Origin of the sequence: Aeromonas sp. BIGb0405 (genome assembly GCF_024807335.1) — a bacterium.
GTDB classification, from domain to species: Bacteria; Pseudomonadota; Gammaproteobacteria; order Enterobacterales; family Aeromonadaceae; genus Aeromonas; species Aeromonas rivuli.
This window is the reverse complement of record NZ_JANUEP010000001.1, coordinates 524,963-546,916: the sequence shown is the minus strand read 5'-3', so window position 1 is coordinate 546,916 and position 21,954 is coordinate 524,963. Positions and strand designations below refer to the sequence as shown.

Sequence of the window (21,954 nt, the reverse complement as noted above, 5' to 3'; positions counted from 1 at the left end):
GCCAAGTCTGCTACCGAATAATATTTGGTCAAAAAAAAGGGGAGGAGCACCGTTGATAACGCAGCAGCTTTTGACGCAGCATCAAAGTCAGTACTACGCGTGGCTTTTGACGCGGCGCGCGGCAGGCGACACGGTAGAGTCTCTCGCACCCACTCTGGTTGACTCACAGGTTGACCTCAACCCGCACCAAGTCGAGGCGGCTCTCTTCGCCTGTAGCAATCCACTCTCGCGCGGCGTCATCCTCGCGGACGAGGTAGGACTCGGAAAAACTATTGAAGCCGGGCTTGTCATATCGCAGCGCTGGGCGGAGCGTCGTCGCCGTATTCTGATCATCGTTCCTGCGAACTTGCGCAAACAGTGGCATCAAGAGTTGCAGGACAAGTTCAGCCTGCAGGGCATGATCCTTGAAGCTAAAAACTACAACACCATCCGCAAGCAGGGACGCCAGAATCCATTTTTGATGGCATCGGGGCCTGTCATCTGCTCGTACCAGTTTGCGAAGGCAAAGGCAGATGACATCAAGGACATCAATTGGGATCTGGTCGTGCTCGACGAGGCGCACCGCCTTCGCAACGTCTACAAGACCAGCAACGTTATCGCCAAGGCACTGAAGGAAGCTCTGGCCCACGTTCACTCTAAGGTGCTGCTTACTGCAACGCCACTGCAAAACTCGCTGTTAGAACTCTACGGTCTAGTCAGCATTATCGATGATCGTGTCTTCGGCGACATTGACAGCTTTCGATCCCAGTTCACTGCCCAGCCCAGAGAGCAGGCTTTCGCTGCACTGCGAACTCGGCTTGCGCCGGTCTGCAAGCGCACTCTGCGGCGCCAAGTTCAACAGTACGTCCCGTATACCGCTCGCAAGGCAATCGTCGAGGAGTTCACACCCTCCACCGAGGAACGGGAACTGTCCAGCCTCGTTGCAGACTACCTGCGACGGCCAAATCTCAAGGCGCTACCGGAAGGCCAGCGCCAGTTGATCTCGCTGGTGCTCTGGAAGCTGCTGGCCTCATCTACCCACGCGATTGCAGGGGCCCTGGAGACAATGGCCAAACGCCTGCAAGGGGAACTAGACGAATCTTCCGATGTCCCTGATCTTGCGGAAGCGCTGGACGAAGACTATGAGTCGCTCGACGAAACCATCGATGAGTGGAATGGGCAAGACCCAGGCGCCGTACCGTCGACGCCCGACGAGCGAGATGCCATTGCAGAGGAAATTGCCGAGCTTCGGCACTTTAAGACGCTGGCAACCAACATTCGCGACAATACCAAGGGCAAGGCGCTATTGACTGCCCTAGATCGAGCGTTCGCCGAACTAGATCGTCTCGGCGCGGCCAAGAAGGCCATCATCTTCACCGAGTCAAAACGTACGCAGGAGTACATCCTTTCTCTGTTGGCGGACACGTCCTATGGGGAAGGCATCGTGCTGTTCAACGGCACCAACAGCGATGCCAGAGCGCAAGCCGTCTACAAAGACTGGATCAAGCGCCATGAGGGAACGGATCGCATCACTGGCTCCAAGACCGCCGACACCCGAGCCGCACTGGTCGAGCACTTCAAGGAGCGCGGCACGGTGATGATTGCCACTGAAGCTGGTGCCGAAGGCATCAACCTGCAGTTCTGTTCATTGGTCATCAACTACGACCTGCCTTGGAATCCGCAGCGCATTGAACAGCGCATCGGGCGCTGCCATCGCTACGGCCAGAAGTTCGACGTGGTGGTGGTGAACTTTGTCGATCGCAGCAACGAGGCAGACGCGCGGGTCTACGAGCTGCTGGCACAAAAATTTCAGCTCTTCGAGGGCGTTTTCGGGGCCAGCGATGAGGTGCTGGGGGCCATCGGTTCTGGCGTGGACTTCGAACGGCGCATCGCCGACATCTATCAAAACTGCCGCGACCCGGCAGCCATCAAGGCTAGCTTTGAGCAGCTACAGCTCGACCTGTCTGGCGAGATCAGCGAAGCGATGGTCAAAACTCGCCAGATTTTGCTCGAGAACTTCGACGAGGAAGTGCAAGACAAGCTGCGCGTTCGCGCAGAGGACAGCCGCGCCGCACGCAGCAAGTACGAACGAATGCTGATGGATTTGACTAGGGCTGAACTGGCCGATTACGCCACTTTCGATGAGGATGGATTCGTCCTCCAGAGCGCCCCGGAATCGGCCCTCGACGGCATCGTTCTAGGACGCTACGAGCTTCCCCGACGCTCCGGTGATGCACACCTTTACCGGATCGGACACCCGCTAGCGGTCTGGGTCGCCAATCAAGCGAAAACCCGTGAACTCGCCAGCACACGGCTCATCTTTGACTACGACGCCTATGGCACGCAGATCAGCACGCTTAAGGCCTATCGTGGCAAAACCGGCTGGTTGACGCTGAAGCTCGTGTCGGTGGAAGCGCTCGGCAACGAGGAACAGCACTTGGTGGTGGCTGCCAGCACTTCGGATGGTCACGCCCTAGCGGAAGATGACCCGGAGAAGTTACTGCGCCTGCCTGCGCGGTCACAGTCGGCGGGGCTTTTCAGCACTGCAGACGCCACCCTTGTGGAAGATTTGGAGATCCGCAAGATTGCGCTGCTCCGAGAGATCAACCGGCGCAACCTCGGCTACTTCGAACAGGAAGTGCAGAAACTAGACGCTTGGGCGGATGACTTGAAGCTGGGTATCGAGCAAGAGATCAAAGAGATTGATCGCCAAATCAAGGAAGTTCGCCGCACAGCAGCGAGCTCTCCCACTTTGGAAGAAAAGCTGTCATGGCAGAAGCAGCAACGCGACCTCGAAACGAAGCGTACGAAGCTTCGGCGCGAACTATTTAATCGCCAAGATTCTATTGAGTTTGAGCGCAATGATTTGATCAATCAGCTGGAGGCTAAATTGAAGCAAGACGTGCAAGAACAGACATTGTTCACAGTCGAATGGGAGTTGATCTGATGGCGGCAGCATCCATTCGCCCACTTGAACTGGACTTGCTGTGCCAGAAGTTGGATGCAGATTATGCGACTCGTATTACCGGAACGGGCACCAGTCCAGAATCAAAGCGCAGCAACTTCCTATCCAAGGCCATTGCAGCATTCGTGTTGAATGAAGCTGCAGGTGCAAGCTTGGAAGAGTCTGTCGCCGCGAGCATCGACGGCGGCCTGGATCACGGCATCGACTCGGTGTTTGTGACCAATGATCAGACTATCTGGCTCGTTCAATCGAAGTACAAGGAGTCAGGCTCCGGAGAACCCGAACTTGGCGATGTATCCAAGTTCCGCGACGGCGTGATCGATCTCATCCGGGGTCGCTGGGAGCGCTTCAATAACGCGCTCCAGACACGCCGTGCGGCAATCACTGATACCTTGAACAGTGGCATTTGCAAGGTCAAGGTTGTCCTCGCCTACTCCGGCACGGCAGTATCCGATGACAGGCGGGACATCTTTTCCGACCTAGAGCGTGCATTCAACGGGACTAATCCTGGCTTTTTGCGCTGCCATGCCTATGGGCTCACCACCCTTCACGACCTCCACTTGGACGGCGTTTCTGCCCAAGCCATCGAGGCCGATGTCGAGCTGAAAGACTTCGGGCATACTCAAGAACCCTACAAGGCGTTTTATGGCCGCATGGACGCCAAGCGGCTTGCAGAGCTGTGGATGCAACACGAAGACCGCTTGGTTGACCGAAACATCCGGCGCTTCAAGGGAACGACGACAGTCAACTCTGGTTTGACGGAAACCTTGCAGCACGAGGCGCAGCACTTCTTCTACTTCAACAACGGTGTCACGTTTCTGTGTGAGGCCATCAACGAGCTGCATCCGCGCGACCCTCATCGGGAGTCGGGGAGGTTTCGTGTCCGAGGGCTGTCCATCATCAACGGCGCTCAAACCGTTGGTGCCATAGCCAAAGAGCCTATAGCGCACTACGACACCAACCCAGCCATGGTAATGGCGACCCTCGTGTGCTTAGACAACGCGCCAGACGGTTTCGGTGACCGTGTGACTCAATCCCGCAACCGCCAGAACGCAGTGGATTTGGAAGACTTCGCTGCACTGGATGAACGGCAGGCCATGTGGCAGCAGACGCTTCGGATGGCTGGTATCGAATACATCGTCAAGCATGGTCAGGATGACCCTCCGCCCTCGCCGACAACCTTCAGTGCTCGTGAGCTGGCCCCGTATTTGGCCTGTACTGTTACTACGAACGATTGGCAGGACTACCTAGTCGCAGCAAAGTCAGACAAGAAGAGGCTCTTCGGTCGGGAGGGCCTGGTGCCCGCAACCGATCCGTTGCGCCAGTCCTACGAGCGCCTGTTTGCCGACTCGTTGACAGCTAAGCAGATGTGGCGCATCGCCCAGATCGGCCGAACGGTCGTTGGAAAAGTTCGGGACCGTGCCAGCGCCGAGGCCGATCCCCAAGGATTGCCGCAAGGCACACTGCCTGCCAAAGAGGTTCTCGGCCACGGCGCTTGGATGATTCTCCACGTGATCTTCATCCGGTTGCCCTTGCACAACGGAGCCGAGCTGAATCTCAGCGCAGACGAATTGACGGTGCTCTCCCGCGAAATCGATCTGGTGGCAGATCGCTTGGTCACCGTCGTTCAAGCAGTTCAATGGAACAAGCAAGCGCGCAGCGTCTTTGAGAACAAAACGGACTGTCGATCTGTAAAGGGCCGCTTGATGGCGGCCTTGGCCCAGCCCATGCAGGGAGGAAATCAATAGTGCAAGCGAACATCAAAGGCCTCGTAGACCGGCTTGAGCTTTCCCAAGCTAAGGCCATGATGCCGCTCTACGAGGCCATCTCCAATGCTGTCGATGCCATCGAAGAGCATCAAGACGGCTTCAGCAATCATGCGATTCGCATCCGGTTGATTGCGTGCGATGACCTTGCTCATCAAGGCGGAGACGGAACGCTTGTGGTGGACGGCTTCGATGTCATCGACGATGGCGTTGGCTTCAATGACAAGAACTTGGCTTCGTTTCAGGAGGCTCACTCCCTTTCCAAAGTAAAAGTCGGCGGTAAGGGGGTGGGACGATTCACCTTCCTCAAGGTGTTCTCATCTGCACATATCCGCAGCGTCTTCAAAAGTGGCGATAAGGCTTTATTGCGCGAGTTTGACTTCAGCATACAAGATGAGCTGCGAGGAGCAGACTCTGCATCTGAAGCTACAGAGGCATGTGGTACGAATATATCTTTGCGTGAAATGGCCAGTAAGTTTCGGGGTGGATGGCCAACTCAGCCGGAAGTCATTGCTGAACGCATAATTGCACATTTTTTGATCCGGTTTGCGGCTCGCTCATGTCCGCCGATGACACTGGAATCGCCTTGTCATGCGCCGATTGACCTGCACGCCCTGTTTCAATCTACGGTGCTAGCACACATTGAAGAGCAATTCTTCGATGTGTCCGGCCACACGTTCGCCTTGCAGGCCTATCGCCACCGCGATGGTCGCTCCCGCCATGAGCTGAACCTGTGCGCCAACGGGCGAGAGGTCACCACAATCAAGCTGCGGGATCTGTTGCCAGAGCTTCCCGAAAAGCTACTTGATGAGGATCAAATTCCGTACACCCTGATTGTACTGGTTACTGGAGAATATTTAGATGACCATGCTAACCAAGAGCGCACACACATTGCTTTTCAAAGTGAGGAAGAGCTAGAACTTGAGCTGTCACTTGTGTCTCGGCGAGCCTTGAATCAGGGCATTGCAGATACTTTAAGGCCTCTACTCTCGGTTGACTTGAAGTCAACGAATGAAGAAAAACGCGCCCAGATCGAGAAGTTTGTGGAGCAAGCCCCAGAGTACAGAGCGCTCACCCATCCTCGCTACAAAGAGTTGATCGAGCAGATGATTCAGCCCGGCCTGTCGCAAGACAAGCTGGATGAGGCTCTGTTGCACGTGAAACGAATCGTCGAGGATGACGTTCGTAAAGAGGTCAAACACGTCGCGGCTCTGTTCGAAACCGAAACGTTCGAGCAGTACCAAGAGAAATTCAAGGAAATCGCAGAGAAGGCCAACGAGATCGGCAAGGCCCAACTCGCCGCCTACGTCGCGCACCGCCGAACGATTCTCGATCTAGTGAACAACAGCCTCAAGAAAAAGCGCACCGACGACAAGTACCCACTCGAAAGGGTCTTGCACAAAATGATCTTTCCGATGGGCATGACCTCGAAGGACATCTTCTTCGAGCAGCAGAACCTTTGGGTGATTGACGAGCGGTTGTGTTATCACACGCTGCTCACGTCCGACAAGAAGCTCAAAAGCGTAGCTGGGCTGGATGACACCTCTGGCCGCGAGCCCGATATTTTTGCCTTCTTTTATGACACTCCAATCGGCGTCGCCGAGGCCGACAACCTGCCTGGCGGAGGCGTCGTCATCATCGAATTCAAGCGCCCCGGACGGGACAATTACGACAAAGACCCCGCCGACCAGATCATCCAGCGGTTCCGAGAAATTGCTGAGGGCGGTGTCACCGATGTTGACGGCCGCCAGATCAACCCTACGAACCTGCGGTACACTGGCTATCTCATTGCCGATCTAACGCCGTCTTTGCATCGGCAAGTATTCGGCCGCTACCACCGCACTGCCGACAACGAGGGGTACTTCTCCGCCTTGGCAACTGGCAACGGATATATCGAAATTCTCTCCTACGACAAGCTGATCAAGGATGCCGAACGCCGCAATCGCATTCTGTTTGACAAGCTTGGCCTGCACAAGAATTAGGGTAATAAAACCATGAGCAAACAAAAACTAGAACTTACCTGGATCGGCAAGGAGAAGCGGCCGAAGCTGGAGCCGCGCATTTTGCTCGAAGATCCTGTTAAGTCGTACCATGCCAAGCATCGTGTGACCGAGAACGACATATTTGACAACCGTTTGATCTTTGGCGATAACCTGCTGGCGTTGAAGGCGCTAGAGCAGGAGTTTACCGGTAAGATAAAATGCGTATTTATCGACCCGCCGTACAATACTGGTAGCGCCTTTACCCATTACGATGATGGTATGGAGCATTCGATCTGGTTGGGATTGATGCGTGACAGGTTAGAGATCATCCGGCGTTTACTATCTGATGATGGTTCATTGTGGATTACTATTGATGACAATGAAGCTCATTATTTAAAAGTTATATGTGACGAAATATTCGGTCGCTCAAATTACATGACGAGTATGGTTTGGGAAAAGGATAAGGGGAGAAGAAGTGATACTACATTCTCTGTTTCCCATGATTACATAATTGTGTATGCAAAGAACGCTGCAAATTGGGGAAAGGTTAGGAATTTACTTGAGCGCACAGCAGACCAAGAGAGTAGGTATAAGAATCCAGATAATGATCCTAGAGGACCTTGGTTACAAGGGGACAACGGCACGGCTAAGAGCGCCAGTCAAGGTTCTCGCTTCCCAGTAGAATTGCCATCTGGACGGACAGTTGTTCCGCCACCTGGTCGCGGCTGGGCGTTTTCACAAGAGACGCTTAATAAAGCAAAAAGCGAAGGAAGAGTTTATTTTGGTGCAAAAGGCGATGGTATGCCAATCATCAAGCGCTATTTGGCTGAGGTCCAAGGTGGTGTCGTTCCTAGAACTTGGTGGACAGCTGATGAGACTGGTCATAACCAAGAAGCTAAACGAGATCACTTAAATAAATTGTTAGTTGGGATTGAACCATTCTCTACGCCAAAGCCAGAGCGTTTACTGCAGCGTATCTTACATATTGCTACAAATCCTGGTGATTTGGTCCTTGACTCCTTTGCTGGATCTGGCACTACCGGAGCAGTTGCCCAGAAAATGGGGCGACGTTGGATTATGGTTGAACTGGAGAATACTTGCCATACGCACATTATCCCTCGCCTGAAAAAGGTAATTGATGGCGAAGACCAAGGTGGAATTTCGGACATGCTTAACTGGCAAGGGGGAGGTGGTTATCGCTATTACACACTTGCCCCTAGCTTGATTGTCAACGATCGCTGGGGTAATGAGATCATTAATCCTGAGTACAACTCGGCGATGTTGGCTGAGGCACTAGCCAAGCTGGAAGGTTTTAACTATGCACCGTCCGAGGCCCACTGGTGGCAACATGGTTACTCCAGCGAACGTGACTTTATCTATGTCACCACTCAGAACCTCTCTGCTGAGCAATTGCAGGGTTTGTCCGACGAAATCGGGACTGAGCAAAGTTTGCTGGTTTGCTGCACCGCATTTCGTGGCGTGACGGCAGCCCAGGCAGCGGAGCGTTGGCCGAATCTAACGCTCAAGAGGATCCCTAAGATGGTGCTGACTCGCTGCGAGTGGGGGCGTGACGACTACAGCCTGAATGTAGCTAACTTGCCCATGATTCAAAAAGAAGAACAAGAGCTGGTGGTGCCTGCTAAACCGACGCGTCGTAAGAAAACGGCGGTAAATCAGTCGGATCTGTTTGGGGAGGAAATGGAATGAGTGAACGTGTTTGGATCAACCAAACTTCTCGTCATGTTAGCAGTCGCCTTTCTCTGCGACCACCACAAGCGGAATCCCTCTCCCGATTGGTGCAAGCTATCATGGTTTCACCCGAATTGCTGGGGCATGAACGCGATATATCGGCCATTCTTTCAACGCTGAAAACCGAGTTTTCGACGTTGGAGGATTTCGAACGCGAGTTCCCATCGCTGTGCTTCTCTTTGGCGACAGGCGTTGGTAAGACACGCCTGATGGGGGCGTTCATTGCCTATCTACACTTAGCGCATGGCATCAACAACTTCTTCGTACTGGCACCGAACTTGACGATCTACAACAAGTTGATCGCTGACTTTACACCTAATACGCCGAAGTATGTGTTTAAGGGGATCGCTGAGCTCGCTCAACAACCACCTCTGATCATCACTGGCGATAACTATGACCAGAGTGGTGCTGTTGTCGGTGATATGTCGTTGGGGTTTGCGGATGATGTGCGCATCAACATCTTTAACATCTCGAAGATCAACTCCGAGGTAAGGGGTGGCAAGGAGCCTCGCATAAAGCGAATGCGAGAGGTGCTGGGCGATAGCTACTTCAATCACCTTGCCAATCTGCCTGATTTGGTGTTGTTGATGGACGAATCGCATCGTTACCGGGCCAGTGCCGGGGTGCGTTCAATCAATGAACTCAAGCCATTGTTTGGCCTGGAAGTGACGGCAACCCCCTTCGTGGAGTCCACTCGTGGCCCGGTTCCGTTCAAGAACGTGGTGATGGATTATCCCTTGGCGCGGGCAATGGAAGATGGTTTTGTCAAAGAGCCTGCCGTAGTGACTCAGCGCGGTTTTACTCCTGCGGATCATACTCCCGAAGAGATTGAGCAGACGAAGTTGAAAGATGGTGTGCGCCTGCATGAAACCACAAAGGCCGAGTTGTTGACTTATGCCCGAGAGAATGGGGCAAAGGTGGTGAAACCGTTCATGCTAGTGATCGCGCGCGATACTACTCACGCCGGGCAACTGCTGGAGTTGCTGGAATCAGAGGCATTCTTCGAGGGGCGCTATCGGTGTAAGGTGATCCAGGTTGACTCCAGCCGCACCGGTGCAGAAGAAGAAAAAATGATCGCCCGGCTATTGGCGGTGGAGAGTGTCGATGAGCCGACCGAGATCGTCATCCACGTCAACATGCTCAAAGAGGGATGGGATGTGACCAACCTCTACACCATCGTACCGCTGCGTGCAGCTAATGCTCGCACCCTGATCGAGCAGTCAATTGGGCGTGGCTTGCGGTTGCCTTATGGCAAACGTACTGGTGTGGCAGCGGTGGATCGGCTGAATATCGTCGCTCACGACAAGTTCCAGGAGATCATCGACGAGGCAAACCGGGGTGATTCCCCTATCAGGCTGAAACAGGTGATTTTGGAAGCACCGAGTGCTGATGACAAGAAGGTGAGTGTTCAGGTTGGGGCTGGCGTTATGGCACGACTTGGGCTGACGGAGCCGACAGTCATTGCCCCTGGTACTGCCGAGCATGGTGAACCTGTTATCCCAACCCCTGTCTTTAAGACTGAGGCAGAAAAGCAGGTTGCTCGGGTAGTCATGGAAGTGATCGGTAAGTACGAGGTTAAACGTGACCTCGTACCCACGAGTGAAGCATTACTGAAACCCGAGGTACAAAAGGAAATCGTGGCCGAAGTCACCGAACTGTTGAAACCTGTACAAGGGAATCTGCTCGTAGGGGATGATGGGGCTGCCGTGGTTCTTGACGTGTCTGCTGTTGTAGCCAAGACAACTGAAATTTTGGTGCAGCAGACCATTGATATTCCCCGAATCGCCGTTGTTCCAACCGGGGATGTTACTACTGGATTCCATCCGTTCAAGCTGGGAATTTTACCCAATTTCCAACCTGGCCAACGTGAGATCGTGGGGCAGGAACTGCGCACAAGTAATCAGTTCACCATGAGCCGGGAAATGGGGAGTAGGGAGCAGCGCTTCGAGGATTATATCGTTAAGAGGTTGATCGACTTTGATGACATCGATTACTTCACACAGGCAGAGCTACTGTATGACCTTGCTGGTCAAGCGGTTGCTAACTATCAAGCTCAGAACTACTCCGAGAATGAGCTCCACGAGATCTTTGACAGCTATGGCGCAGATCTGGCTAGGTTGATCCGGGCTGAGATGATGGCCCATTTCTGGGAAAAGGCAACGGATTACGAAGTGCAGGTCAGCCGTGGTTTCACTGAGCTAAAATCCTGTAATTATACCGTTACTTCTGGGCAGACAGCTCATCATTTCAGGGAAACAGTCATCGAGACCAGCAAAATCAAGCAGATGCTGTTTGGTGGATTTACTCGCTGCCTTTATCCACTACAGAAGTTTGATTCAGATACCGAGCGGCGCTTCGCTATTCTGCTTGAGCGAGATTCGACCAAGTGGTTGAAACCCGCCAAGGGTCAATTTCAGATCTACTACAAACTGGGCACTGAGCAGCCGGAGTACATCCCGGATTTTGTAGCCGAAATGGATCTGGCCATCTTCATGGTTGAAACCAAAGCACGTGGTGACATCAATTCGCAGGAAGTTCAAGCCAAGGCAGCCGCCGCCGCTCGCTGGTGTAAGCAGGCATCTAGTCATGCGACAAGCGTGGGTAGCAAGCCATGGAAATACCTACTTGTCCCACACGACGAGGTCAATGAGGCGAACCGCTTGACTGATTACCTCCGGTTTGAAGTGAAAGAATAAAGGCATCTTGGTTCGGTGGCTCAAGAGTCTGCCGCCTGCAGGATGAAACAAAAAATATCAGAGGGCTTTGTCAGGATCATCTGACAAGGCCCTCTGTTTCTATTCTTCAGGTAAGCAGTCCTCTTTCTGTCAACGATACGCATTCGCAGGCACTTACGACTAGGTGATCCAGCAGGCGTACTTCAATCAGCCTCAAGGCATCTTTTACTAGCTGGGTGATTTCTATGTCGGCACAGCTGGGTTCGGCGTAACCGGAAGGATGGTTGTGGGCCAGCAGCACTGCGGCCGCATTATGGTGCAGCGCCTGCTTGACTATTTCGCGAGGATGAATGGTCGCTGCTGCGAGGGTGCCAAGAAACAGCTCCTCATAGGCCAGGATCCGATGCTGGTTATCTAGAAAAATTGCCACAAACACTTCACGCTCCCTCGATTGCAAAAGTCCCTGCAATGCTTGTGTCGCTAGGTGCTTGTCGGTGATGGCAATACCTTTGGCTAGCTTGTTTCGAGCAATCTCCTGAGCGATGGTGAGCAAGTCGTCGTCGGTGACAAGGTCAATCACCCGATAGGTGCCGGGGTGCTCCCCGGCGATCAGTTTATGATGCAACATGATAGTGCTCCATGCGCCATCGCCCCACCGCGTTGGACGCGGCAGGGTAGGCGAGGTGTTTGGTGAATGGGGGCGAAACGAGATTGGCTGGCGGTGTTTAGGCCGCCAGGATATGCGGGGTGTAGTCGTGCAGTGGGATGTGGTAACTGGTGGCCAACAGTGTTCCTAGCGGAGTTAGCCAGCTGTGATCCGGGTGATCACACAACCATTGCGCTAGTGCATCGCCCCGTTCGTTTTCATAGCGCAGGTAGAGGGCGTAACCGTCCACCAGCTGGCCTTGGCCTTGGTCATGCACCACTTCAATCTGGCCATTACGTTCAAGGTAAGCCTCCAGCTCGATGGCGATCACGGCGTTAATCATCTTTGTTCTCCTTGTCAGGGATGGGGTCACTCGCCACGGCATAGCCGCGATGGATGCAGATGCGTTGCAGGTCAGCCAAGAAGCTTGCCAGCACACGAGGTTGCTCGGTGAGTGGCACGGGGCCTGCCTGACTGCGCCAGAAATAGCGACGTTTGGGGTCAATGCAGATCTCATCCACCGTTTGGCTCATGGTGCGCCAGTCGTTAGCATTGCTGATGGTGAGCAGTTGCCACTGCACCCCGGACCAGCGCACTTGTAAGGTGACTGTGCTGGCTTGTGGGCTATCTGGTGTCAGGTGCAGCAGCCAACGCTGACCACTGCGAGTGGGGGTTAGTTTGGCGCTGGTGGCGACTCGTCCCAGCCACTGACGTGTGTAGTGGGAGAGCGCTAATTCTTGGCTCATCGTGTCCTCCTAATCTCCTGCGACCGTGACGCTGAAACACTCCAACCGGCAGTAGGCAATGAAGTTGCTCTGCCAGATATCGAACAGCTCCCGCGCTTCGGCCAGCCGCAGCGGTCCCCAGCCCAACATGGTGTGTTCCCCATCGAGGAAGTTGAAATCGAGCTCCTTGCAGAGCTCGGTATCCTGCCCCAGCCCTTGGTAGCTGAAGTCGGTGACGTAATCGAACAACCAGCCATCGAGCCCACGGATCAGGCGGATCTCGACCGGATGCACACCGCCTTGTTCAGCGCTGTAGCAGGGGTTACGAAAGTTGAAGGTCAGTTGGGTTAAACGCTCGATATTGAGCTCAGCTTTAGCGACTTCCTGATTCAGCAGAACCAGCAATGCTTGGGCTACGGGCAGGGCAAAGCCGTCCCGAAAAAAGGGGATGGTCATGGTGTACTCCGAATAAAGGGTTGGGTCTAGCGCAGTCGCCAGGGAAGTAGCCAGGTTGGTAGCTTGTTCGTCAGCGGTGTGAATAGTGCGGGGAACGTAGGTACGGTGGTGCGGATCGGCGGCAGTGGCGTTTGTGCAAGCGTGATGACTAGCAAGACGGTACTCCACGCCTGGTCTACCTGCTCACTGTGGTGCACACCCTGGATACACCACGTCACGAAGTGTTCGCAGTTGTTAAACTGCAGGTTATAGGCCCGCTCTCCCAGCCGTTGATGCGCTCGCGCCAGGCTTTCGCTCGGACTGTAGTAACGGTGGCTGTACTCACGCAGGTAGCAGTCGCCATTGCCTGTAAATATCTCCAACGATGAGACAATAATCCGCCCTGTCACCGGGCCTTCACTCGAGAAAGGACCGGTATAGTGAATAACTTGGTTATTGCCCGCGTAGAGGCCGTGATGGTCGTAGCCCCATCGGCTTACGACCAGATGGTCACCAGGTTGCATGTCTGCTCCTTTTAGAAAACAAAAAGCCCGATACGAGACCGGGCATAGCGAAGTGGAGTGGGCTCACTCGAAGGTGTAACCGGCATCTCCCCGGTCGGTATGAATGACTACCTCCAGCACCTGACACTGGCGTGTAGCCATGGTGAACATGGCTTGTTTGCCGAACGCCAGTGAAAGCGGGAACACCGGGACATAACCTATCCGATTGCCCTTGGTGTCATATCCCATGGTCTGCTCATGTACTTTGCACTGGCCTCGGTTAACAGTGACTCCCGTGATAGCGAGTTGGTCGTTGCGTGACAGTACACGAAGGACACCAGGTGATTTCTGCAGCTCAAACATCAGTGGGGCTGTAGCCTGTTCAGGCTCAGGCTCAGGCTCAGGCTCAGGCTCAGGCTCAGGCTCCGGAGCCGGAAAGGCACAACCAAAGGCCGCATCCGTAGCGGCAGTTAGCGTCTCTTGTGCCCCTGCTACTGGTAACTCCACGCTCCGGCCATCCTGGGTGATGGCTTGCAGCGACTTGGCTGCGCGCAGCGCGGCCCACATGCCATAGAACGCCTTGCTGTCATTCCCTGCCACCATGCTGGATAGCGGGGGGTAGGTATGGCCATCAATGCGTAGCCAAACGGTTTCAGTAGGTGCTTGGCCTGCTTGGTTGAGTTCGATGCGGCCAAGCTGGCCCATCCGGCACGAGAGATAGAGATAGGTCGCGTCGTCGACCGTTGCCGAATACTCCGTCACCCCCTGACCCCACCCATCGTTCCAGCGGCCATGGTCGCCAAATGCCAGTACGGCAGGTGTCAGTAGTAAGCCCAGCAGAGCAATTATCCATTGATGCATCCCACACTCCTTACACGGCATAGCCGAGGATGTTGTTCATAAAGCCCTGAAAGGCGAAAAAGCCGATCAGCGCCCCGATGGACTGTGGCCCCATCAGCCAAAATATCTTGGCCTTGAAGGTCTCGACAGCGCCGCTGGTCGAGATCCAGTCCGGGTGAGTAAAACGGCGAAACCACTCCCCGATACACATGCCAACGCCAGTGAAGAGTGTGCCGAACACGAAGGTGGCGGTCAGCCCCCAGAATCCGAGCCAAGGGGCTTTGCCGGTCCAGGCGATGTTGATGGTCAGGGCCAGAAAAAGCAGGCCCGCGATAGCAAAGTAACGTTTCATGATGTCTCCTAATCGTGCATAACAAAGACTCCCCAATTGGCGATGGAACGCCAGTGAGGAGCCGTAGCAATGAAAAAGCCCCTGGCCAATCAGATTGGCCAGGGGCAGGGTTGTGGCTATGACTGCTTGATGAAGGTCAGCGGATAGCGCTGGCGTGGCTCATCACGGTAGATGTTGGCCCCTTCGGCATAGTCCAGCAGCTCTGCTTGGAAGGCCGTGCCGTTAAAGGGGGTAGTGATACGCAGCAGATACTGCTCCATGACCCAATCACCGCTCGTTTCGTGACAGGTCACGTTCAGCACCATATCTCCGCCAATCGGTGCAAACAGCAGGTGTTGCTGGACGCTGGTGTCGCTGCGACCCAACTCACACTGCCGAAGTGCGCTGGTATCCCGGTCGGCGGTAAAGCCAAACGGCGCCTGGCCAAAGAGCAACTCAACCAGGGTTGTCACATCTGGTTCGGAGGTGGAGGGTGTGACAGTCCAGCGCAGGGGGGAATTAAAGAGCCCTTGGGCAAAGGTAGGCGAGCTGATTGGCTGGCCATCATCTACGCGGGTGACTTGCATAGCGCTCGGCAGACCGCTTGCTGGTTGCAGTTGGATGGAGGCCTCCAGCTTCATCGGATTGCCCTCAATGACGAACCGGGGCCAAGGCAGCACAAACACAATTTCCCCGGTCACCGGTTGGTAGTGATGTTTCACTTTCAGCGTTTGGGTTGCGTTATCAAACTGCCAATACTGGGTCGAGAACGGGGTGACATTGTCCGCGAACTTTAGGTTCAGGGGTTGCGCGACACCTTCCGGTTGACGCTCGTCCAGCTGGAAGAAGCGGTTTTGGAGGGTAAAGCCGCCAGCTTGTTGCTGGTGGTCCTGCTCAATGTAGGCATCGCTATAACGTCCCCAGCGGGTTGGGTTGTAGTTTTGTAATTCCACCCGCTCGAAGCCGGCTATGCTGTTACCGAGCTTGCTGCCATAACGCCACAGGGGTTGGCTCAGCTTGATGGTCTTATCGCCGTTGTGCTGTTGCAGCTCATCACGGCTTACGTTAAATGGCGACTGGCCCAGGCTGGGGGCGTTGAGGGTGAGGGCGTGCCAGTCGTATTGAGTGATACGCTGAACATCCCCCTGCGCCGTGACGCGTTGGCTACGGGGTTCATGGTAACTGGGCGGCATCTTGTCATTCACCAACCAACTATTAACCTCTTTGGGTTTTTGCCATTCGGTCATGGTGTCGCTGTTGACCCAGGCCCCTTGGGCATCCACGCTCTCCACGATATCCCGCTTTTGCACGAAGGCCACGCAGTGGTCAACGGCGATGTTGTCTGGGTTGGCGCTCCAGCGGGTCATTTCCGCCTGAATGTCGAACCCATCACAATAGGTCAGCTCAGGCCGTGAGCCCGCGCCTTCAGATGCCGGGTCTCCCTCGTTGTAGAACTCTATCGTGTGGTAGCTGTAGAGGCCATCGGCGTCCTGACTAAAGGTGCCCTGACTTGCCTTCTCCCCCCTGAAGCTGGCGTTCCCGTCCTGGCTGTAATCAAATGCCCAGCTAGCCCACTCGCGGTAATGTTTTTGCTCCCAATCTTTAGTGACCTCATTGGTATAGCGCTGCAGTGTCAGCGAGGGGTCAACCCCTCCGTTCTCATCAAGTAACCACTGCGTTCCTTCGGTCTTCGTGGTTTCGATGGCGCCGACGCGCTTACTGTAAAGAACCTCTTGTTGGCGAAGGTGCTGCATGGTTTGCAAGTGGAAACTGTGTGACCACAGGTTGCGCACGTTGACCTGTACCGATGTCCAGCCTTGCGGATTGTTGCTGGCCAACGACTCGGCCAGCTGGGCTTGCAGAGTGTTCGCCTCAAGGAGTTGTTGCTCCCTGGTTGCTGCGACGTCAGCCAGGACTGTGCTGTGTGCATCCCCCGCAGCCAGGTAGTCGCCAAACAGTTTTTGCGCATTGGCCGCCAGGGTTGTTAGCCCCAGTTCGCTTGCAATCTGTTGTTTCTCCTTGGCCGCGATACTGGATTGATACTGGTGTTGGCGCTCTGCCTGATTGGTGCTAATGACCAACTGGTGGGTATAGGGGCTGACAGTAAACTGGGCCCCGTCAAAGTAGCCGAGCATCATGGGCGTCGCCATTGCGTTGCTGATTGAGCGAGCAGCGCGATGTAATGCGCCCGCTGGCTCTGCTGTTGGAGCCACGATGGCCCATGCCTGCCTGGCCGCAGCTTGTTGGGCTTCGGGCAGGGTGAAGGTAAAGCGCCCTTGGCTATCGATGGTTGTTCGTGGGGCGTTGCTGTCACATTGCTGGTCGGCATTGAAATCCAGGCAAATTGTTTGCCCTGCTAGATAGTCCCCAGAGAGGGCGCGACCGGTTAGGGTGATATCGGCGGGAGCACCATTGCCGCCATTATCACTGTTGCTGCCGTCGCTGCCACCGCCGCAGGCACTGAGGACCAAAGCGGCAATTAATGAAAGATGATGATGTTTTTTCATTATTTTTCTTCCTTGGTGTTGAATACGAATCCGATACGCCGGGAGATACCCCGGCATTATTTTTCTGTTGTCCTGAGGATGCGCTGTACGCTGGAGATGCTGATCCCCGTTTGCCTCGCGATCTCGGCCCTGGGTAACCCGCGCTTGGCCAGCGTCAGCACCTCGAGCCCCTTTGCCATCGCGGTGGGCTTGCGGCCCTTGTAGGCTCCGCGCCGCTTGGCAAGCTCAATCCCCTCAGCCTGGCGCTCCAGCATCAGTTCACGCTCGAAGGTGGCGATAGCACCGATCATGGTCAGCATCAACTTGCCGGTCGGGGTCGAGGTGTCGATCCCCAGGTTCACAACGCGCAGGGCCACTTGCCGCTGTTGCAGGTACTCCGAAATTTCCAACAGGTGGCGAGTGTTGCGTGCCAAGCGATCCAGCTTGGCCACCATCACTACGTCCCCCTCATTCACACATTCCAACAGCTGGGCGAGTTGGGGCCGGTCATCGCGGGCTCCGCTCACCTTCTCCTGGAAAATCTTGCTGCACTCGGCCAACGCCTGAAGCTGGGTATCCAGGCTCTGGCCCACAGTGCTCACGCGTGCATAACCTAGCAGTGCCATGGTCTCCTCCCGGTCAATAGGGCAAGGTACACTGACACCCTGGGTCAAAAGCCTCAAAGAGACCTTATTGACCTGAAAAGGGTGGGAAATGGCTGAAAAAGGTGCCTATTTCGTGAGGGTCAATAGGGCTTGATCTATTGACCCCAAACCAGTGATGGGAATAAGCGACGGGCCGTTTTGTGACAGACGTCCCGTCGTGAGGTCGCAGTCGAACGCATCGCTACGAATTGATCTGAAAGGATTTATCACCATACCTACGCAGCGCATCGGCCATACCGGGATCAGGCATGGGATGACGAAGGGTCAGCGCTTTTGCCAAGCTTACTGGTTAGGGGGGAGGAACGAGGACGGGGGCGTGCTGACACCGTGGCCACTGCCATTGACGGTGATGCGGAGGATGCCTCTGGCGTCTCGGCCTTGGGAAAGAACTCCTCCAGTAACATCGGCACCTCTTCATCGATATCCTCAAACTGGCCGTTACGCAGCAACTCGCGCGCGGCCTGCTCCATCTGGTCGATGGCCAAGCCTGCGTCTTGGTCACGCTTGGCAGCCTCCTGTGCCTGTCTGACTGCCTCAGTCAGGTTGGTCTCTTCCCGCAAGGTCAAATCCACGTAGTAGACCGGTGTGCGGTAGGACTGTGTTGTGCTCTTGGCTCGCAACCGCAGAGTGAGCGGCAGGTAGCGGGTATGGCCACCGCTCACAGCCTCCAGGTACTTCAGCCGGGCCGCCAGGGTGCGTACCGAGTTGTAGCCGGTGGTGCGGAAGATAAAGCTGCCCAGCTCATCCCCTTGCCCCTCCACAAACAGGTTCAGTCGTCCGTACAGCTTGCAGCCCTGTTGTCCAGCAAAGGCGCAGCGCTCTGGTCCAGGGCAGCTGACCTCCTCCATGCCTTGTGCCCCCACGCGTCTTGCCACCTCCCCATTACCGACACACAGAGGCCTGCCGGTTTGCCGGTCAAAAGCGCTGTATTCCGCCCGTAGGTTCAGGTCGCTGTCGTTGAACAGCACTCGCACCGGAATGGCGCGGATCTTGGTCTGCTCCTGCCCTTGACCTTTCTTTTGCGATGAGTAGTGTTGATGCAGGGGATGGAGCAACCATCCCCCCTTTTGTTGTATCTGGGTGGTGAGGGTGAAGCTGTCGTCCTTCTCCGGCACCCACTTATCCTGTTTTTGCACCAGCTTGCCGATGCAGATCCGCCCGATCACGGGCGGGGTAATCGCCAGTCCTTTGATCATGGTGTTTGCCTCAGGGGTTGAATGGTGAAACGGCGCACGCCGGGCACCGGTCTGACATAACGGGTGAGCAGGTCGGGATGATCCTGACCGAGCTTATCCAGATCCGGTGCCAGCCGGTCTTTGCTGCGCTTCCAGGTGATCTTGCCGTTGGCAAACAGCCCGGCTGTCGCTTCGCCCAAGGTGGCTTGCAGCCGCTGCTTGAGTTGTGACTCCTGTAGCTCGACCGCTTCTTTCTGCTCACGCAAGCGCAGTAGCTCGCCAAACAGCTGGTTGAACTCGGGGGAATCGGAGAGATCCACCGTCTGGCCATCATCGCGGGGGAAGAGCCAGCTCAGGGCATTGGCGGCATCGCTGGAACCGTCAGGCTCGGGCTGCTGGTCTTGTTGCACCATCAGCCAGAACTGCGCTTCCCGCTCGGTGAGATCCTGGATCTTCTCTTCGTCACGCTCGATACGGTAAATCCGAAAATCCTGGCCGCCGATCAACACTGCCACTTCGGCCCAGGCATGGCCGGTAACGGCCAGTTGATGCAGTACCTGACACTGGTAAGCCACCGGCACACCTTCCTCCCACTGGGGGGCGCTGTGATAGCTGGCGGTCTTGATCTCCAGAATGCCCGGCCCATCGGGATGGCCGACTACCTCCCGGTCGAGGTTGGCGAGCATGAAGGGTTGCTCGGGGTGTTGCAGTACCGCATTGACCCGGCGTACACGAAAGCCGGTGCGTTTGGCATAAACCTGCGCCAAGACCGGTTCCAGCTCGATGCCCCACAGCACCGCTTCCTTGTGGGAGATATCTTCCGGTTCCTTGCGACCGGTCTTTTCCAGCCACAGGCTGAGCGGACATTTGTAGGGGGAGAGCCCCACGGCCACGGCGGCATCGGAGGAACCAATGCCGAGTTTGCGGATAGCGAGCCACTGCTCGCGGGTTAACTGGGTAGTGGAGGCCAGCCGCAGGGCCTGGCCATACTTGGCTTTTGCTTTCATGACTATTCCTTGTTGACGGCATAAATGGCTACGCCCGGATTGGCTTGTGCCAGTCCGGGTGAGTTCGTTATGCGGTTTGAATGGGGAAGAGGAATTACTGCAGCAGGGTGAGGGCTTGATTCAGGGCTTGGGATTTGAGTTGAGCGCCCTGACCAAACCAGGCGGAATCGAGCCGGTGATCTTGGCTGCGAGCACGGCGATGATGGTCCACGTATTCTGTGACCGCATTGACCAGCCCCCAGGCGGTATTGCGGGAACTGGCAAGCTCTGAGCCCATACCAGCGCCCTGATAGAGCTCATGCAGCCGTTGTACCGGCTTGGTGAGGATGATGTTCTCCTCATCGAGCGGTTGTGCCAATAGGTCGCTGAAAAAGCGCAGCGCCTCTTCAGGGGCGACTGGCCGTTGTGCCAGTGCCTTGGTCTGCACCTTGAACTCATCCCAATGAGAGAGCCCTAGCCCAAGCGATTCTTTGACTGCTGCGGCATCGAACTGAGTGGAGTGGGGCACCTTGATTGCGCCGGTAGCGCCGCGCAGTGCCATCTGAAGAGTGTTGTTGCAGACCACCCGCAGAGACGTGAATTGCGCCGTGGTGCAGAGCGTGCCATCGCAGCTGGTTGCCAGCAGCAGATAGGATTTCACCAAGTCACCGCCAGTTAGCTTGAGATCCTGACCGGTCTTGGCCAGTGCCCACAGCTTGCGGCCCCCTTTGAGCGAGCCTGCGGTCTCCAGCTCAAAGCCACCGGCTTCTACCAGATCTTGATAGAAGTGCAGCACCTCGTGGGGCTGTACCACGTTGTAGCGGCTTGAGACCACCGACAGGGGAGCAAGGGTATCGGAGCGATAAAGTACCTTGCTGTCGCTGTAGGGGCGGATATGCAGTGCATCGGAGGCGACGTTAAACATCACGTCGCTCTGCTCGACAGTCCAATCCATCCCGGCAGCCTGTAGCCATATATCGAGGGATTGTTGTGGGGGCAAGACATTGCCAAGGCCATGCCACGGGGTTTGGCCGGTGTAAGCCATGGTGTCGATGAGGTGAGCCATGTGTATCTCCTTAATTTACGGGATCGGTATCCCATATTTGTCAGGGGGTAATATGGGTTTGAGAAATGCTCGAGGTGAGATTCATGGGAAGTATTGCTGACACGCTTGCTCGTAGATAAAGACGCGTTGAAGCTCAGGTAAGGCAAGAACATGCTGTAATGCCTTATCCGTAAAATTTTACAGAAGCACAAATGTATTAGCTGCAAAACCAATAGAAAACGAGCCACTTGGTATCTGACAGTCAATAGGCTGTGATTACCTACCCCGTTAGCTAGGTAGATATAGAATGTAAAGGCTTTGCGTTATCGGACTTCACATCGACTATTTCCCACGCCTTTATCCTTTATGCCGAGAGGCCCGTCGTAACATGATCTCGATTGCTGCTTATAAGGGGCTTTAGTTACAGCTAAACAGCGGGGGGCGTTCCACATCCCATACCTTTGTCTACGCTTACGGTGACGACCCCATGCACCGGGTTCCTCCCTCGTGCAATGCTCTACAGCACAGGTAATCACAGGGGTTTACTAACTTGTATGTAGGTGTTTGGAACCCTAACTTGTGCATTTTTCACTTTAGTTCCGTCCTCAACCGGTTGGGGGAAAAAGCCTGCTGGCGTGATCGAAAAAGTCTCGTTACCCTCCTTCTCATCATCAAACGGGAAGGATACTTACATGTCAAATCACAGCCAAAATAAGCTACTCAGAGTCCGAGAGGTCGCTGAAAAATTGGGTATATCTCGCTCGACCCTATATGACTGGACCAATCCAAAATCCCCTCGGTTCGATAGTACATTCCCTCCCAAGAAAAGGCTGGGAAGAATGGTTGTCGGGTGGATGAGTAATGAGATCGACGCATGGTTGGAGGGGCGCAACAATAGCTGCTGGTCAACACTTAACTTTGAATAGTAACAGCGTAGGCAAAAAGCAAGGCTAGGCTTGCCATATTGAATATGGCCGCCTGTAATTTACAGACGTCAAGAG

General features: G+C 55.1%; 18 protein-coding genes. 6 read left to right on the top strand and 12 right to left on the bottom strand.

What is annotated here, in order from left to right:
• Nucleotides 1-52 precede the first annotated feature (52 nt).
• From M2366_RS02620 to M2366_RS02600, 5 genes are read left to right on the top strand one after another with little or no spacing between them, the layout of a single operon-like run.
• Nucleotides 53-2,926, top strand: a complete 2,874-nt coding sequence (locus M2366_RS02620) for a DEAD/DEAH box helicase (RefSeq protein WP_259268874.1) — start codon at nucleotides 53-55, stop codon at nucleotides 2,924-2,926.
• Nucleotides 2,926-4,692: an AIPR family protein gene (locus M2366_RS02615; protein WP_259268873.1), complete on the top strand. Its 1,767-nt coding sequence runs from the start codon at nucleotides 2,926-2,928 to the stop codon at nucleotides 4,690-4,692. Before M2366_RS02620 ends, M2366_RS02615 begins: the two co-directional genes overlap by 1 nt.
• A complete protein-coding gene (locus M2366_RS02610; RefSeq protein ID WP_259268872.1) occupies nucleotides 4,692-6,692 on the top strand; it encodes a hypothetical protein in 2,001 nt (666 codons plus the stop codon). Before M2366_RS02615 ends, M2366_RS02610 begins: the two co-directional genes overlap by 1 nt.
• Before the next feature lie 12 nt (nucleotides 6,693-6,704).
• On the top strand, nucleotides 6,705-8,399 hold the full coding sequence (locus M2366_RS02605; RefSeq protein WP_259268871.1) for a site-specific DNA-methyltransferase: 1,695 nt from the start codon (nucleotides 6,705-6,707) through the stop codon (nucleotides 8,397-8,399).
• Nucleotides 8,396-11,137: a DEAD/DEAH box helicase gene (locus tag M2366_RS02600; protein ID WP_259268870.1), complete on the top strand. Its 2,742-nt coding sequence runs from the start codon at nucleotides 8,396-8,398 to the stop codon at nucleotides 11,135-11,137. Before M2366_RS02605 ends, M2366_RS02600 begins: the two co-directional genes overlap by 4 nt.
• A 106-nt stretch (nucleotides 11,138-11,243) precedes the next feature.
• On the opposite strand, the gene radC is transcribed toward M2366_RS02600, so the two are convergent.
• The 12 genes from radC to M2366_RS02540 form a co-directional block, all read right to left on the bottom strand.
• A complete protein-coding gene (gene radC / locus M2366_RS02595; RefSeq protein WP_259268869.1) occupies nucleotides 11,244-11,744 on the bottom strand; it encodes a DNA repair protein RadC in 501 nt (166 codons plus the stop codon).
• A gap of 97 nt (nucleotides 11,745-11,841) precedes the next feature.
• On the bottom strand, nucleotides 11,842-12,105 hold the full coding sequence (locus tag M2366_RS02590) for a hypothetical protein (RefSeq protein ID WP_259268868.1): 264 nt from the start codon (nucleotides 12,103-12,105) through the stop codon (nucleotides 11,842-11,844).
• A complete protein-coding gene (locus M2366_RS02585) occupies nucleotides 12,098-12,508 on the bottom strand; it encodes a hypothetical protein (RefSeq protein WP_259268867.1) in 411 nt (136 codons plus the stop codon). Before M2366_RS02585 ends, M2366_RS02590 begins: the two co-directional genes overlap by 8 nt.
• Nucleotides 12,509-12,517: 9 nt before the next feature.
• Complete coding sequence (locus M2366_RS02580; protein WP_259268866.1) at nucleotides 12,518-12,943, bottom strand: DUF2787 domain-containing protein; 426 nt, start codon at nucleotides 12,941-12,943, stop codon at nucleotides 12,518-12,520.
• Nucleotides 12,944-12,969: 26 nt separating this feature from the next.
• Nucleotides 12,970-13,446: a lecithin retinol acyltransferase family protein gene (locus M2366_RS02575; RefSeq protein WP_259268865.1), complete on the bottom strand. Its 477-nt coding sequence runs from the start codon at nucleotides 13,444-13,446 to the stop codon at nucleotides 12,970-12,972.
• A gap of 63 nt (nucleotides 13,447-13,509) precedes the next feature.
• Nucleotides 13,510-14,286, bottom strand: a complete 777-nt coding sequence (locus M2366_RS02570; protein WP_259268864.1) for a hypothetical protein — start codon at nucleotides 14,284-14,286, stop codon at nucleotides 13,510-13,512.
• Nucleotides 14,287-14,296: 10 nt separating this feature from the next.
• Nucleotides 14,297-14,617: a hypothetical protein gene (locus M2366_RS02565; protein WP_259268863.1), complete on the bottom strand. Its 321-nt coding sequence runs from the start codon at nucleotides 14,615-14,617 to the stop codon at nucleotides 14,297-14,299.
• Nucleotides 14,618-14,733: 116 nt separating this feature from the next.
• Nucleotides 14,734-17,103: a hypothetical protein gene (locus M2366_RS02560; protein ID WP_259268862.1), complete on the bottom strand. Its 2,370-nt coding sequence runs from the start codon at nucleotides 17,101-17,103 to the stop codon at nucleotides 14,734-14,736.
• Nucleotides 17,104-17,159: 56 nt separating this feature from the next.
• Nucleotides 17,160-17,708 carry a recombinase family protein gene (locus M2366_RS02555; protein ID WP_200164146.1) on the bottom strand — a complete coding sequence of 183 codons (549 nt, stop codon included), beginning with the start codon at nucleotides 17,706-17,708 and terminating at the stop codon, nucleotides 17,160-17,162.
• A gap of 281 nt (nucleotides 17,709-17,989) precedes the next feature.
• Complete coding sequence (locus M2366_RS02550; RefSeq protein WP_200164147.1) at nucleotides 17,990-18,943, bottom strand: hypothetical protein; 954 nt, start codon at nucleotides 18,941-18,943, stop codon at nucleotides 17,990-17,992.
• Nucleotides 18,940-19,929 (bottom strand): YqaJ viral recombinase family protein, encoded by a 990-nt coding sequence (locus tag M2366_RS02545; protein WP_259268861.1) that lies wholly within the window; start codon nucleotides 19,927-19,929, stop codon nucleotides 18,940-18,942. The genes M2366_RS02550 and M2366_RS02545 overlap by 4 nt, the downstream gene beginning before the upstream one ends.
• 94 nt (nucleotides 19,930-20,023) lie before the next feature.
• A complete protein-coding gene (locus M2366_RS02540; RefSeq protein WP_200164148.1) occupies nucleotides 20,024-20,974 on the bottom strand; it encodes a DUF932 domain-containing protein in 951 nt (316 codons plus the stop codon).
• 671 nt (nucleotides 20,975-21,645) lie between these two features.
• Between M2366_RS02540 and M2366_RS02535 the strand changes: the two genes are divergently transcribed.
• A complete protein-coding gene (locus tag M2366_RS02535) occupies nucleotides 21,646-21,879 on the top strand; it encodes an AlpA family transcriptional regulator (protein WP_080602820.1) in 234 nt (77 codons plus the stop codon).
• Nucleotides 21,880-21,954 lie beyond the last annotated feature (75 nt).